We start from the raw sequence: 13,733 nt of genomic DNA, 5'->3' as shown, positions 1-13,733 counted from the left end.
GATGGCGGGGGAGGCTGATCCGGTTTCGTCGGGCGCGATCCGCATGGATGCGGATGCGCTCAACGATTTTCTCAAAGCGGCCTTTCCGCATTCCGAACCCGGATCGCGCGGCCACGTCGTGTCCGCCGCACCGGGCTTTATCCAGGCTCGGATGGACCCGACCGACAAGGCGCTCCGCCCCGGCGGATTGATTTCTGGCCCGACGCAGATGGGTTTCGCCGACATGGCGGCCTATGCGCTCCTCCTCGCGCATATCGGTCCCGTCGCGATGGCGGTGACGAGTGCGCTCAATTATCAATTCCTCCGCCCATGCCGCCCGGGCCCGCTCTTCGCCGACGCGCATATGCTGCGCCTCGGCAAGCGGCTTGCGGTGATGGACGTCCGCATCTGGACCGACGACGCCGAAAAGCCCGTCGGGCAGGCAAACGTGACCTACGCTATTCCTTGAATGATCTCTAAGCCGGTTGTCTGAAAACGGCCACAAAAGACACAGTTTCGATGCGCGCGTGCGGGGCTTTTGTGGCTTTAAGCCTCAATATTCCAGCGAAGGATACCAGTCGCTCCCACGCCCGCCGGGCGTCAGGTCGAGAATCGACCACAGGCTGGCGATATCGGGTGCATCGCGCGGGTCCTGCCCGGGGTCGGCCATTTCGCGCGTCATTTCGCTCTTCCAGAACAGGCGGATGCCGTCGCCGCTGCGCTTGAACACCGCCAGCGCAGGATTTTCACTGCCGTCTGCGTTGAGGAGGCGGAAATCCTTCGCATAGTCGTCTCCGACGGTCTGGACGAAATCGAGCGCCTGCCAGCCGCGTTCCTGCGCAAAGGCTTTTTGACGCTCGACAGGGCTGCGGCCGAAAACCTTCAATGCGACGCGCTGTTTGATATCGTTGGCATTGCCGTTCACCGCGCCCAGCCAGTTGGTGCACATCGGGCAGGGGCGTTCGCGTTCGGGGCCATACATCCAGAAATAGCTGACCAGCGTATCATGGTCGCCGAACAGGTCGGCGAGGCCCTGTTCGGTGCCGTTGGCGTCCCTGAACCTGTACCCCTGCATAAACGGTCCCGCCGGCAGCCGGCGCCGCTGTTCGGCGACGCGCGTCATCCGACGGCGAAGATCGATTTCTTCGGCGAGCAGCGATTTGCGGGCTTTGGCGTAGGATTCATCTTCGCCGGGAAAGGCACGCCGACGAGAAGCAAGCGCCGGCGCAGCCGAGAGGGTTTGGCGAAGGGCCATCAAATTCTCCTTTTTGGGAGAACGTTCGGTTAACGCCATTGTTGCGGATATGTTTCACGATTGCCCGCAGGTCCGCGTCGGTTCGTCGCAGTGGGCTCAGGCTGGCGGCGCTTCCCACAAGATAAGTTTGGTCGCATGGACATTCTCGCGCGCCTTTGCGGCATCAAGCCGCGTCAGCTTCACGCCGCCTTTCAGTGCCCCCATTTCGATCATCGCATCGACAACGACGACGCCGCCCGCGCCGACATCGATCTCCAGATCGGCGGGCCGCGCCAGCTTCGCCTTGGCGGTTGCGACATGGAGACGATAGGTCCCGGGCGGCACATCGGCCATCAGCATCTGGCCCGATTTGATCTGGCCTTTCGCCACGCCCTCCAGACTAACGTCCATGCCCTGCAAGGCGGCAACAAAGCCGCGGCGCGTGACATAGATACGCGCTTTGCCTTCGGGAGCCTGCATCGTGCGGGCGTCGGCGGTGGCGGCGGTGTCGGCCTTCGCCCCGCCTTTGTTGCTCGACAGCGCCCAGATGCAGAAAATGACGATGCCGCCTATCAGCAGGACAAAAAGGACCAGCAAGGTTCCGGGTGACAGCGTTTGCGCAAGCGACGGCCCCATGAACGCGCCAAAGATAGCCCCCAGAAAAATGAGAGTCAGCCACATCGCATTCTTGCTCATATTGCCTCCTGTTCAAGTAGGAGAAAATTCTCCCGTCGCCTCGTCCATCACGTGCAGCACGCCGTCGCTGATCGCGAAAAAGGCGCCGCGCAGCGTCAATGTCCCGCGCCGTTCCTTCTCCTGAATGCAGGGAAAAGTCCTCAGATTGTCAAGGCTTACGCGAACTGCCGCCAGTTCCATCGCCCGGCCGGCTTCGCGGTTGTCGATATTGGCGTGACTGCTCCGCACTTGCTCGCTTGCGTCGTCGAGCATCGCGATCCAGTCGGCGATAAAGCCACCGCGCCCCGGCTCGGCGCCTGCCATCGTTCGGTGCAGCGCCGCATGGCAGCCGCCGCACATGCCGTGGCCCATCACGACGATTTCTTCGACCTTCAGGAACTGGACCGCAAATTCGAGCGCGGCCGAGACGCCGTGACGCCCGGGCGTCGTCTCGAACGGCGGCACCAGCGCCGCGACGTTGCGGACGACAAAGATTTCGCCGGGATTGGTGTCGAAAATCTGCGACGGTTCGGATCGACTGTCCGAACAGGCGATGATCATCACCTTGGGCGATTGCCCCTCTGCGAGATGTTCCCAGCGCTCGCGCTGTTGCTGCCAACCGCCGTTACGGAAACGACGGTAACCCTCGATCATATCTGCAAAGTGAGTCATGGAGGCGCCTTAGCATAGGTAGAGAGGTTGAGAAGAGGCGCGTGCAAGACTATGTGGGCGACATGAACGCTCCAGCCTCACCTGTCCCCCAGCCTGAAACGACCCCCAGCCCCCTCGCGTCTGGCCAGCGCCAGCGCAAGCCCGACTGGATTCGCGTCAAGGCGCCGACCAGCCCCGGTTATGCGGAAACGCGCAAGCTGATGCGCGAGTTGAACCTCAACACGGTCTGTGAAGAGGCAGCGTGCCCGAACATCGGCGAATGCTGGACGAAAAAGCACGCGACGGTGATGATTCTCGGCGACACCTGCACCCGCGCCTGCGCCTTTTGCAACGTCAAGACCGGCATGCCGCGCGCGGTTGATATGCTCGAACCCGAACATACCGCAATCGCCGCGGCGAAGATGGGGCTCAGCCACATCGTCATCACCTCGGTCGATCGCGACGATTTGCCCGACGGCGGCGCCAGCCAGTTTGTGAAGGTGATTCAGGCACTCCGCCGCGAGACGCCCAAGACGACGATCGAAATCCTGACCCCCGATTTCCGCAACAAGCCCGAGAGCGCGGTGGCCGCGATCATCGATGCCCGGCCCGACGTCTATAACCATAATCTCGAAACGGTGCCGCGGCTCTATCCGACAATCCGTCCGGGCGCGCGCTATTATGCATCGCTGCGCCTGCTCGAAAGCGTCAAGCGCCGCGACCCGTCGATCTTCACCAAATCGGGCGTCATGCTTGGCCTCGGCGAGCAGCGGATGGAGGTGCATCAGGTGATGGACGACATGCGCAGCGCCGACATCGATTTCATGACGATGGGCCAGTATCTGCAGCCGACGCCGAAACATGCCAAGGTGATCGACTTTGTGACGCCTCAGGCCTTCGACGCCTATGCGCAGATCGCACGCGCCAAAGGCTTCCTGCAGGTCGCCTCATCTCCGCTAACGCGATCGAGCTATCACGCCGGTGACGATTTCGAGCGGATGCGCGCCGCGCGCGAGGCGCAACTGGCGCGCGTCAAGGCGGGCTGATCAGCGCTTGCCGCGGCACCACGAGACCCGGATCCTGCCGTACAGCGACGAGCAGATGTTCGCGCTCGTCACCGATATCGAGCGCTATCCCGAGTTTCTGCCTTGGGTCATCGCGCTTCGCATCCGAAGCGACAGCGAGCATGAGACCGTTGCCGACATGATCGTCGGCTTCAAGGGATTGCGCGAGAGCTTTTCCTGCCGCGTCCACAAGCAGCGGTCAAATGAGGTCGTCGTCAGCTATATCGACGGGCCGATGAAGCATCTGAACAATGAATGGCATTTTCAGCCCGCCGAGGGTGGAGGCTGCCGCGTCGATTTCCTCGTCGATTTCTCGTTCCGCAGCCGGATGTTCGAGGCGCTGGCCGGACAGATGTTCGACAAGGCGCTGCGCAAGATGATCGCCGCGTTCGAAACGCGCGCCGACGCACTTTACGGGGCGGGGAGGGTGACATCCTCCGATGGCCGCAGCTCGTCGTTGTCGGGCTGAAGCAGGTCGAGCGCAAAAAGCGTCGCATGGTGGCGGATCGCCGCGCGGTCGGTCGATTCGAACTTAACGCGCTGGGTGAAGTAATCGTCGGAATTCTGGCCGCGCAGCGCGCGCGCAAAGACGACCTGGCCGACCGGCTTTTTCTCTGACCCGCCGCCCGGTCCGGCGATTCCGGTGATCGCGACCGCGACATCGGCATCGCTGTTTTCCAGCGCTCCCGCAGCCATCGCCCAGGCGGTCGCGAGCGACACCTCGCCAAAGGTTTCGATGATTTCGCTGCTGACACCCAGCTGGCTTTGCTTAGCATGGCCCGAATAGGTGATGAAGCCCGCCGAGAAGACGTCGGAACTTCCGGCAATGTCGGTCAGCGCCGCGCTGACCATGCCGCCGGTGCAGCTTTCGGCGACCGCGACCTTGCGTCCCGCGGCGCGATTGTTCGCGAGCACGGTCGTGGCGAGGTCGTCGCGCGCGGTAAGGCGCGATTCAGCGTCGGGCAGCACGATTTCAATTCTCCGGAAGTTGCAGGGTAGCGACGGCTTGCGCCGCTATCCCTTCGCGGCGGCCGGTGAAGCCCAGCCGCTCTGTCGTCGTCGCTTTCACACTAACCCGTTCAACCGGAATCGCAAGGATTTCGGATATTCGCGTCCGCATCGCTTCGCGGTACGGACCAATCTTGGGCGCCTCGGCAATGATGGTCAGATCGACATGGTCGATGCGCCCCCCGCGTGCCGTTACACGTTCGGCGGCAAAGCCGAGAAAACGATGCGACGCCGCGCCGCGCCATTGCGGATCGCTGGGCGGGAAATGATCGCCGATATCACCGTCGCCGAGTGCCCCGAGGATCGCGTCGGTCAGTGCATGAAGTCCGACGTCAGCATCACTATGGCCTTCAAGACCATGACTATGTGCGATTTCTATGCCGCCGATCCACAGCGGCTTGTTCGCCACCAACCGATGAACATCATATCCCAAGCCGACCGCGGTGCGCGTCATCGTTCCGATCCCCAGCAGTCCAGTGAGGATCGCCATATCCTCGGCATATGTCAGTTTGTGGAGCCGCGCCTCGCCCGGCACAGTTGCCACCGATACGCCCAGACGGCGCACCAGCTGCGCATCGTCGGTCGCAGCGGCCTCGACGGCTTCGGCATGCGCGCGGCGCAATGTGCCAAGACGGAACGCCTGCGGCGTCTGAACGCGCGCGAGAGCGCTACGGTCGACAACCTCGCCGGCCAGATGGGCTGTCTGCTCGACCAAGGTATCGGGAACGGGCAATGTGGGGATTACCGCTTCGGCGTCGACCAGCGCTGCAAGCAGGCGGTCGATCAGGCTGGCCGTAACCCCGGGCCGCGCGGAGTCATGAACGAGGACCAACGCATCATCCTCCCAATCGGCGAGAGAGCGAAGCGCATTGGCCACCGACTGCTGACGTTCCGTGCCGGGATGGGCAGAAATCCATCGCGCTGGAAGAATCCCCGCCGCCGCCACGACGTCATGATTGGCCACCAGAACGCCGCCGCCGATCGCTGGATGCTCGGCAAACGCGTCGAGACTCCAGCGCAGCACCGGCTTGGCGCCGAGCATAGCGAGCTGTTTCGGCACCTCGAAACCCGCACGCGTCCCTTGGCCACCCGCAAGCAGCACGACCGCGATGCGCGGCGCAGGGAAGGGGACGGACTCGGTCATCGTGCGCGGCGGTTAGCGCAGCCGCGCCTTGCGGGAAAGCCGCTTAGCGTGTACGGGCTGCTCAAATTTTAGGCAATCAGACGAAAGCTCCCCGCATGGCGCCGCTGCAGCCCATCCAGATCGGCAACATCACCATCGCAGATCCCGTGATCCTCGCGCCGATGACGGGCGTCACCGATCTTCCGTTCCGCAAGCTTGTCCGCCGCTTTGGTTCGGGGCTCAATGTCACCGAAATGATCGCGAGCCAGGCCGCGATCCGCGAAACACGCCAGTCGGTCCAGAAAGCGGCGTGGGATCCGGTCGAAGAACCGGTGTCGATGCAGCTTGTCGGTTGCACGCCCTATGAAATGGGCGAAGCGGCGAGGCTCAACGAAGATCGCGGCGCCGCGATCATCGACATCAATATGGGCTGCCCGGTGCGCAAGGTCACCAATGGCGATGCTGGCTCGGCATTGATGCGCGATCTGAAACTTGCTGCCGCGTTGATCGAGTCCTGCGTCAAGGCGGTATCTGTGCCGGTAACGGTCAAGATGCGCATGGGCTGGTGCCATGACAGCCTCAATGCGCCTGAACTCGCGCATATTGCCGAGGATCTGGGCGCAAAACTCGTCACCGTTCACGGGCGCACGCGCAACCAGATGTACCGCGGCGAGGCCGACTGGGCGTTCGTGCGCGCGGTCAAGGACGCAGTAGCGATCCCTGTCATCGTCAACGGTGATATTTGTTCGGCCGACGACGCCCGCACCGCGCTTGCGCAAAGCGGCGCCGATGGCGTCATGATCGGTCGCGGCGCCTATGGTCGGCCTTGGCTGCTCGGTCAGGTGATGGCTGCGCTGCGCGGCGAAAGCCCGCGTCCCGACCCGGGCATCGACGAACAATATGACGTCATTACATCGCATTATCGCGCGATGATCGACCATTATGGAGAGATCACCGGCGTCAATATGGCGCGCAAGCATCTCGGCTGGTACGTCAAGAGCCTGCATGGCTCGGCTGAGTTTCGCAACCAGGTCAACCAGATCCCCAACAGCCGCGATGTCCTCGACGCGCTCGAGCGGTTCTACACGCCGTTCCTGAGCAAGGCGGCGGCGTGACCGCCCTCACGTCGAGCATTCCGAGCTTCGACCATGACGAGCTGATCCAGTCGCATCCCGTCCCGACCTTGCTGATCGATGGTGGCGGGGTCGTGCTGTTCGTCAACGCCGCGGCCGAACAGCTTTGCAACGTCAGCCGCTCGGCAATGGTCGGGCGCGTCGTCTATGACGTGATCCATATGGACCGCAGTTACCGCCAACGGATGACCGATACGGCGACGTCGGCGTTATTCGCGCATCGCACCGAAATTGCGGCGGGTGGTCGCAGGTCGATCTTCGTTGATATGCAGATGGTCCCTTATGGCCAGAGTGGGCACCGTATTCTCGCGCTTGTCCCGTCGCAAAGCGACGCTGAACTGATGGGCGGTGCCATAGGCCGCTCAGGCCGTGCCGCAGGGGCGGCGGCGTCGATGCTGGCGCACGAGATCAAAAACCCGCTGGCGGGCATCAAGGGCGCGGCACAGCTTCTCGCAAGGAAAACGGATGCTGGCGGAGAGCGCTTCACAACGCTGATCTGCGCCGAAGTCGACCGCATTGCGACGCTGATCGATCAGATGGAGCATTTCTCGCGCGGGCAACCGATCGCTTGTGGGCCGATCAACCTTTATCAGCCGATCCATCAGGCGCTTGAAACCGCGCGCGCTCGCCAGTTTCCTGGCGTACGTTTTACCGAGGATTTCGATCCGTCGCTGCCGCTGGTCCACGGAAACCATGACGCCATGGTGCAGATATTGCTCAACCTGCTGACCAACGGCTGCGAGGCGCTGGGCGGGCGCGACGACGGCGTCGTGCGGTTGACGACGGCGTACCGCCACGGCCTTTCGATCGACAATGGCGATGGCCGCGGCCGTATCGCACTGCCGATCGAGGTCGGCGTCAGCGACAACGGGCCGGGCGTTCCAGCTGATATTCGCGGCGACCTGTTCGATCCTTTCGTCACGACGAAGCGCGAGGGGCGGGGACTCGGCCTCGCGCTTGTCGCCAAGCTTGCGCGCGATATGGGCGGTACGGCCCAGCATATCCGTGACGGCGAATGGACACGCTTCCGTGTTCACCTTCCGGTCGCGCAAAAGGGACGGCCAGCATGAGCAAGGGCAAGACGATCTTGCTGGTGGAAGACGATCCGGCGATCGCGATGATCATTCGCGAAACGCTCGTCGGGGAATGCGGTCATTTCGCGTCGGTCGGGAGCATAGCAGAGCGCAACGCCTGGCTTGCCGATAACCGTCCCGATCTGGTCATTACCGATGTCGTCCTGCCCGATGGCGACGGTATCGACTCGCTACCGCGCGCCGGGGTGGATTCCGCGACGCCGGTAATCGTGCTGTCGGCGCAGAATACGCTCGACACCGCGGTGCGTGCGACGGGCATCGGCAGTTACGATTACCTGCCCAAGCCATTCGATCTCGATGAATTGACAGCCAGCGTCCGCGCCGCATTGCAACGGCGGGCCGAACCCGCCGCGAGGGATGCCACGCCAGCGGACAGCCATGGCCTCGTCGGCCGCGCGCCGGCGATGCAGGCGGTTTACCGCACGATAGCCCGGCTTGCCTCGAACGACCTTGCCGTGCTGATCCTCGGAGAATCGGGGACGGGCAAGGAGGTGGTTGCGCGCGCGATCCACGCGACGGGGTTGCGCCGGACGGGACCTTTTGTCGCGATCAATATGGCGGCGATCCCGCGCGAATTGATCGAGGCTGAGTTGTTCGGTCACGAAAAGGGCGCCTTTACCGGGGCGCACAGCCGCAATGCCGGCCGGTTCGAACAGGCCGCCGGTGGTACGCTCTTTCTCGACGAAATCGGTGACATGCCGTTGGAGGCCCAGACGCGCCTGCTGCGCGTGCTGCAAAGCAACGAATATTCGACCGTTGGGGGGAGTCAGGCGCTCCGCGCGGATGTGCGTGTCGTCGCCGCGACGCACCGTGACATGCGCACACTCGTCGCCGACGGTCGGTTCCGCGAGGATCTGTTCTACCGCCTCAACGTCATTCCGGTGACATTGCCGCCGCTGCGTGACCGGCGCAGCGACATCGCGGCACTGGTCAGTCATTTTGTGGAAACGGGCCGGGGTTCGGGCCTTCCCGACCGGCAGTTCGCGCCCGCCGCGATGCAATGGCTCGAACGTTACGACTGGCCGGGGAACGTCCGCGAACTCGGCAATGTGGTGCAGCGACTGGCCGTGCTGTCGCGCGACACGGTCGTCACGGTGCGCGACGTCGAGACGGTGCTGAACGAAAATGGCGAGGGTGGCGGAGCGGTCGACCCGGCGGCGCTTATCGCCCGCGCAGTCGACGACTGGGCCCGCGAACAGATGGCTGGCGCGGCAGGCGACGGCGATATCCACGAACAGCTCGAAGCGATTGTCGAGGCGGCGCTGTTCCGACGGGTCCTACGCGATGTTCGCGGCAATCAGCTTGAGGCCGCGCGGCGCCTTGGTATCAATCGCAACACGCTTCGAAAGCGGCTCGGGCAGCTCGATATCGATCCGACGCATCCGTGACGCGCGGCAATAATCCCGAAATCCGGGCAATTGGGCGAAGCGAACGCAGATTGTGTGTTTTCTATGCAACAGGATTGTCGTAACGAGGCAACAATGGCGCAGTCTCCCTCCCTGACCTTCGACATGGATTCGGACGGTCAGGAGGTGCGCTCCGGCTTCTGGCGTTTTGGCGCACCGGAATATTATACGCTCGCCGTCATCATCAGCGTCGCCATTGCGACCTATATTTTCGTGACCGGCGACGCGCAGAGCGAGCGTTTGCTGACCCCGGCGCTGGTGGCGGCGATCATGATCGTCAACCTTGTGCCGGCAATGGCGTTGATCGTGCTGATCGGCAGCCGCGTCGCCCGCGGCCGTGCGGCGCGCTCGATAACGGGCAGCAGCGGACGGCTTCATGTTCGTCTGGTGGCGCTTTTCTCGCTGATTGCGGCCGCGCCGACCTTGCTGGTCGTTATTTTCGCGTCACTTCTGTTCCAGTTCGGCGTCAATTTCTGGTATTCCGACCGTTCGCGAGGAATGTTCGAGAACGCCGCCAGCATGGCGCAGGCTTTTTACGAGGACAGCCAGAAGGCTGTTAGCGCGAACACGACAGCGATGGCAAAAGACCTCGGCGTCTATCTGTCTCGCTATCCGATCGATAGCGAGACGTTTCAGAACGCCTATGGTCGGCAAGTCGTGCTCCGCGAGCTCAACGAGTCGGCTATTATCGAGATTGGCCCTGATGGCATTGCCCGCACGCCGGTGATGGTCGATCCCGACAATCGCGCGGCTGAGACTCGAATTTCTCCGGAAACGGTCGCAAGACTCAATCGGGGTGAAGAGGTTGTGGTCTTGCAGAAGTCGGATCGCATCGAAGCCGCGACCCGCCTTCCGGGGCGATCGAATGCCTATGTTTACGCGTCGCGCGATGCCAATATTCTCGGATGGGAGCAGTTCAATCGGGCGCGCAGCGTACTGGCCGATTATAACGCGCTGTTCGGACGGTCGCAGCAATTGCAGCTCCAGTTCAACGGCGCGCTCTATCTGGGCTCGCTCCTGCTGCTCGCGCTCGCGGTCTTTGCCGCCATCGTGGTCGCCGACCGTATCGTGCGCCCGCTGGGGACACTGATCGGCGCAACGCGAACCGCAGCCGACGGCGACCTTTCGGTCCGCGTAACGCCGCCGGTCCGCGACGACGAGATCGCAGTGCTGACTCGCGCTTTCAATCGCATGACCGAGCAGCTCGAAGGGCAGACCGGCGCGCTCGTGAGCGTGAACGAGCAACTCGAGGCGCGTCGCAGCTTTATCGAGGCCGTGCTGAGCGGCGTGTCGTCCGCCGTGGTGTCGGTCGACGCCGACCACCGCATCCTGCTAGCTAATGCGGCGGCGGAGCGGTTGATCTGTCAGTCTGCCGAATGCCTGACCGGCAGGCCGCTGGCCGACGTCGCGCCCGAACTGGTCGGACTACTGACCAGTGACGAGCGCGAGGCGATCGTTCAACTCTCGCGCAAGGATGCCGAGCCGGCAACCCTCGCGGCCAAGGCGGTGGCGCAGGGCGACGGCTTTGTTCTGAGTTTTGAGGATATAACCCAGCAATTGCTCGATCAGCGGCGCGCCGCCTGGTCCGACGTTGCGCGCCGCATTGCGCACGAGATCAAGAATCCGCTGACTCCGATCCAGCTTGCGGCGGAACGGCTCCAGCGGCGCTTTGGCGACAAGGTCGAAGGCGATGCCGCCACTTTCCGTAAATTGACCGATACGGTGATCCGTCAGGTTCACGACATGCGCCGGATGGTCGACGAATTTTCGAGCTTTGCCCGGATGCCGAAGCCGACGTTCGGAGTGGAGGACGTTCGCGATATCCTGCGCCAGGCGGTCTTTCTGTTCGAAGTGGCGAAACCCGACATCGCCTTTGCGATCACTATTCCGGACGAGATCGAACCGCTCGTCTGCGATCGTCGCCTGCTGTCGCAAGCTCTGACAAATATCGTCAAAAATGCCGTGGAAGCGGTTGAAGAAAAATCGAAAAATTCGGATGTGGTGCCGATAGGCCATATCGATGCCGAACTTGACGTCAGCATCGAAGGCGAGTTGACGATCCGCGTCGCTGACGATGGTATCGGGCTTCCCGAAGCACGCGAAGCTATTGCGGAGCCCTATATGACCACGCGGCAAGGCGGGACCGGACTCGGGTTGGCGATCGTCAAGAAGATCGTCGAGCAACATTATGGCGAACTGGAGTTTTCGGACAATCCGGCGGGGCAGGGGACGTGCGTTACCCTGACGCTCCATCCCGACCGGCTCAGGCCTTTGGCCGGCAAGGGCGGGGAGACAAATATGGGGCATGGTGAATCGGTTCCCGGACGCATCCGGAACCGGCAAGACAGAGAAGATCATGGCGCTTGATATTCTGATCGTCGATGACGAACGCGACATTTGCGACCTTGTCGCCGGCGTCATGGAGGACGAAGGTTATGAGGCGCGCACCGCGTCAGACAGCGATTCCGCACTGGAAGCGATCCGTCAGCGGCGGCCGTCGCTGGCGTTGATCGACGTGTGGCTGCAGGGGTCGCGGCTCGATGGTCTCGGACTGGTCGAGGCGATCAAGGCGTTTGATCCGACGCTGCCGATCATCGTCATTTCGGGCCATGGCGGGCTCGACACAGCGGTTGCGGCGATCCGCCGCGGGGCGTTCGATTTCATCGAAAAGCCTTTCGAAGCTTCGCGCCTGCTCCATCTTGTCGCCCGCGCGACCGAAAGCGAGCGGCTAAAATTCGAATATGCGCAGCTCCGCGAAAAAGCAGGGCCATCGGACGAACTGACGGGGACGAGCGCTGCGATCAACAATGTTCGCGCGACGCTGAAGCGCGTGGCAGGGACCGGTAGTCGCGTACTGATTACCGGCGCGCCCGGCGTGGGAAAAGAGGTCGCCGCGCGCGTGCTTCATGGGTGGAGTGGCAGGCAAAACGCGCCGTTTCGCGTGATTTCATCGGCGCGAATGGATCCTGAAACGGTCGAGACCGAATTGTTCGGGTCCGAAGCCGAGGATGGTTCGATCCGCGTCGGGCTGCTCGAGCAGGCGCATGGCGGGACGCTGTTTCTTGACGAGGTCGCCGACATGCCGCTGACCACGCAGGGCAAGATATTGCGCGTCCTGACCGACCAGAGCTTCACGCGCGTCGGCGGCCGTACGATGATCCGCGTCGATGTACGGATCATTTCGGGGGCGGCGCGCGATCTGATGACCGAAATCGCCGAAAACCGGTTCCGCGAGGATCTTTATTACCGGCTGAATGTGGTGCCGGTTCATATCCCGCCGCTTCGCGAGCGGCGCGACGACATCGTCAGCCTCTGCGATCATTATATCCGTCGCTACGCCGCCGATCGGCGCGTTGCGCCGCCGGAGATCAGTTCTGAAGCGATGGCGGCGCTGCAGGCGCATGAATGGCCGGGCAACGTCCGCGAATTGCGCAACGTGATCGAGCGCGTGATGATCCTGGCCCCCAGCGATCGGCTGGCCCGGATCGACGCCGACATGCTGCCCGCCGAACTGGTGCGCGGAGGGACGGATATTCTGCCCAATTCGGAATCGATCACCGCGATCCCGCTGAAAGAAGCCCGCGAGAATTTCGAACGCGAATATTTGCGTATCCAGATCAATCGGTTTTCGGGTAATATCTCCCGCACCGCGACCTTTATCGGCATGGAGCGCTCGGCGCTGCATCGTAAGCTGAAACTTTTGGGGCTTACCGAGAGTTCGGAGGGCGAGGGATAGCGGCTTTGCGCTAGACCTTCTGCTTCCTTTGCCGCATATTGCATGCGCGAAGAAGGTCTTAAAAGCCGGAAAACCGGTGCCATACCCGCGGTTATACCGCCAAAAACAGGAGGCAAATGTGTCCGATAAGAACCAGAATCTCCAGGATATTTTCCTCAACGCCCTTCGCAAGAGTAAGACCCCGGTGACCATGTTCCTGGTCAAGGGCGTCAAACTGCAGGGCATCATCACCTGGTTCGACAATTTCTCGTTGCTGCTTCGCCGCGACGGTCAGTCACAGCTGGTGTACAAGCATGCGATCTCTACGGTGATGCCGTCGCACGACTTTGACTTGTCACTGCTCGGCGGCAATCTGCGCGATGCGCCGGCCAGCAAGGGCAAGGCGTTGCAGGACGTATTCCTCAACGCTGTGCGCAAGTCGGACGAGTCGGTAACGATGTTCCTCGTCAACGGGGTGATGTTGCAAGGCGATATTGTGGCATTCGACTTGTTCTGCATGTTGCTTGAGCGGGAGCGCCAGGTGCAGCTCGTCTATAAACACGCGATTTCGACCGTGCAGCCGAACGGCCCGATCAACCTGACCGACAGCGAGCCGGACGCCGAAGCGGACAACGCCTGATCGACCCGATA

14 protein-coding genes are annotated in these 13,733 nt (G+C 62.5%); 9 read left to right on the top strand and 5 right to left on the bottom strand.

Annotated elements, in window-relative coordinates:
* The first annotated feature begins 1 nt into the window (after window position 1).
* Complete coding sequence (locus AC3A43_RS05895; RefSeq protein WP_487791595.1) at window positions 2–448, top strand: PaaI family thioesterase; 447 nt, start codon at window positions 2–4, stop codon at window positions 446–448.
* An 84-nt stretch (window positions 449–532) separates the two neighbouring features.
* Here the strand turns inward: AC3A43_RS05895 and AC3A43_RS05890 are convergent, their stop codons facing one another.
* The 3 genes from AC3A43_RS05890 to AC3A43_RS05880 all read right to left on the bottom strand — a co-directional run bounded on the left by AC3A43_RS05890 (window position 533) and on the right by AC3A43_RS05880 (window position 2,560).
* Window positions 533–1,234, bottom strand: coding sequence for a DUF899 family protein (locus AC3A43_RS05890; RefSeq protein ID WP_487791594.1), 702 nt, complete (start codon window positions 1,232–1,234; stop codon window positions 533–535).
* A gap of 96 nt (window positions 1,235–1,330) precedes the next feature.
* Complete coding sequence (locus tag AC3A43_RS05885; RefSeq protein WP_487791593.1) at window positions 1,331–1,909, bottom strand: DUF2846 domain-containing protein; 579 nt, start codon at window positions 1,907–1,909, stop codon at window positions 1,331–1,333.
* A gap of 12 nt (window positions 1,910–1,921) precedes the next feature.
* Window positions 1,922–2,560, bottom strand: a complete 639-nt coding sequence (locus AC3A43_RS05880; RefSeq protein ID WP_487791592.1) for a carbonic anhydrase — start codon at window positions 2,558–2,560, stop codon at window positions 1,922–1,924.
* A 62-nt stretch (window positions 2,561–2,622) separates the two neighbouring features.
* On the opposite strand from AC3A43_RS05880, the gene lipA reads away from it, so the two are divergent.
* On the top strand, window positions 2,623–3,585 hold the full coding sequence (lipA, locus tag AC3A43_RS05875) for a lipoyl synthase (RefSeq protein ID WP_487792028.1): 963 nt from the start codon (window positions 2,623–2,625) through the stop codon (window positions 3,583–3,585).
* 7 nt (window positions 3,586–3,592) lie between these two features.
* Complete coding sequence (locus AC3A43_RS05870; RefSeq protein WP_487791591.1) at window positions 3,593–4,072, top strand: type II toxin-antitoxin system RatA family toxin; 480 nt, start codon at window positions 3,593–3,595, stop codon at window positions 4,070–4,072.
* Here AC3A43_RS05870 and AC3A43_RS05865 read toward each other — a convergent pair.
* Both AC3A43_RS05865 and AC3A43_RS05860 read right to left on the bottom strand, forming a co-directional pair.
* Window positions 4,015–4,572, bottom strand: coding sequence for a CinA family protein (locus AC3A43_RS05865; protein WP_487791590.1), 558 nt, complete (start codon window positions 4,570–4,572; stop codon window positions 4,015–4,017). The two genes, AC3A43_RS05870 and AC3A43_RS05865, sit on opposite strands and share 58 nt — an antisense overlap.
* 4 nt (window positions 4,573–4,576) lie before the next feature.
* Window positions 4,577–5,755, bottom strand: a complete 1,179-nt coding sequence (locus tag AC3A43_RS05860) for a bifunctional 2-C-methyl-D-erythritol 4-phosphate cytidylyltransferase/2-C-methyl-D-erythritol 2,4-cyclodiphosphate synthase (protein WP_487791589.1) — start codon at window positions 5,753–5,755, stop codon at window positions 4,577–4,579.
* A gap of 95 nt (window positions 5,756–5,850) precedes the next feature.
* On the opposite strand from AC3A43_RS05860, the gene dusB reads away from it, so the two are divergent.
* From dusB to hfq, 6 genes are all read left to right on the top strand, one after another.
* Window positions 5,851–6,849: a tRNA dihydrouridine synthase DusB gene (gene dusB, locus AC3A43_RS05855; protein ID WP_487791588.1), complete on the top strand. Its 999-nt coding sequence runs from the start codon at window positions 5,851–5,853 to the stop codon at window positions 6,847–6,849.
* Entirely contained in the window at window positions 6,846–7,937 is a 1,092-nt protein-coding gene (locus AC3A43_RS05850; RefSeq protein ID WP_487791587.1) for a two-component system sensor histidine kinase NtrB, read from the top strand. Before dusB ends, AC3A43_RS05850 begins: the two co-directional genes overlap by 4 nt.
* Window positions 7,934–9,349 (top strand): sigma-54-dependent transcriptional regulator, encoded by a 1,416-nt coding sequence (locus AC3A43_RS05845; RefSeq protein ID WP_487791586.1) that lies wholly within the window; start codon window positions 7,934–7,936, stop codon window positions 9,347–9,349. Before AC3A43_RS05850 ends, AC3A43_RS05845 begins: the two co-directional genes overlap by 4 nt.
* A gap of 93 nt (window positions 9,350–9,442) precedes the next feature.
* On the top strand, window positions 9,443–11,734 hold the full coding sequence (locus AC3A43_RS05840) for a sensor histidine kinase (protein WP_487791585.1): 2,292 nt from the start codon (window positions 9,443–9,445) through the stop codon (window positions 11,732–11,734).
* Window positions 11,724–13,103 (top strand): nitrogen assimilation response regulator NtrX, encoded by a 1,380-nt coding sequence (gene ntrX / locus AC3A43_RS05835; protein WP_487791584.1) that lies wholly within the window; start codon window positions 11,724–11,726, stop codon window positions 13,101–13,103. The genes AC3A43_RS05840 and ntrX overlap by 11 nt, the downstream gene beginning before the upstream one ends.
* A gap of 118 nt (window positions 13,104–13,221) precedes the next feature.
* A complete protein-coding gene (gene hfq, locus AC3A43_RS05830) occupies window positions 13,222–13,722 on the top strand; it encodes an RNA chaperone Hfq (protein WP_249340006.1) in 501 nt (166 codons plus the stop codon).
* Window positions 13,723–13,733: the final 11 nt, after the last annotated feature.

It is taken from the genome of Sphingopyxis sp. Soil_C_28, assembly GCF_057657055.1.
Note: the sequence above shows the minus strand (reverse complement) of the source record. Positions and strands in the feature narration are given on the sequence as shown.

Bases quoted from the DNA above. Each gene is read 5' to 3' on its own strand.
- AC3A43_RS05895 (WP_487791595.1), top strand. From the start codon at position 2: ATGGCGGGGGAGGCTGATCCGGTTTCGTCGGGCGCGATCCGCATGGAT.
- AC3A43_RS05890 (WP_487791594.1), bottom strand. From the start codon at position 1,234: ATGGCCCTTCGCCAAACCCTCTCGGCTGCGCCGGCGCTTGCTTCTCGT.
- AC3A43_RS05885 (WP_487791593.1), bottom strand. From the start codon at position 1,909: ATGAGCAAGAATGCGATGTGGCTGACTCTCATTTTTCTGGGGGCTATC.
- AC3A43_RS05880 (WP_487791592.1), bottom strand. From the start codon at position 2,560: ATGACTCACTTTGCAGATATGATCGAGGGTTACCGTCGTTTCCGTAAC.
- lipA (WP_487792028.1), top strand. From the start codon at position 2,623: ATGAACGCTCCAGCCTCACCTGTCCCCCAGCCTGAAACGACCCCCAGC.
- AC3A43_RS05860 (WP_487791589.1), bottom strand. From the start codon at position 5,755: ATGACCGAGTCCGTCCCCTTCCCTGCGCCGCGCATCGCGGTCGTGCTG.
- dusB (WP_487791588.1), top strand. From the start codon at position 5,851: ATGGCGCCGCTGCAGCCCATCCAGATCGGCAACATCACCATCGCAGAT.
- AC3A43_RS05845 (WP_487791586.1), top strand. From the start codon at position 7,934: ATGAGCAAGGGCAAGACGATCTTGCTGGTGGAAGACGATCCGGCGATC.
- AC3A43_RS05840 (WP_487791585.1), top strand. From the start codon at position 9,443: ATGGCGCAGTCTCCCTCCCTGACCTTCGACATGGATTCGGACGGTCAG.
- ntrX (WP_487791584.1), top strand. From the start codon at position 11,724: ATGGCGCTTGATATTCTGATCGTCGATGACGAACGCGACATTTGCGAC.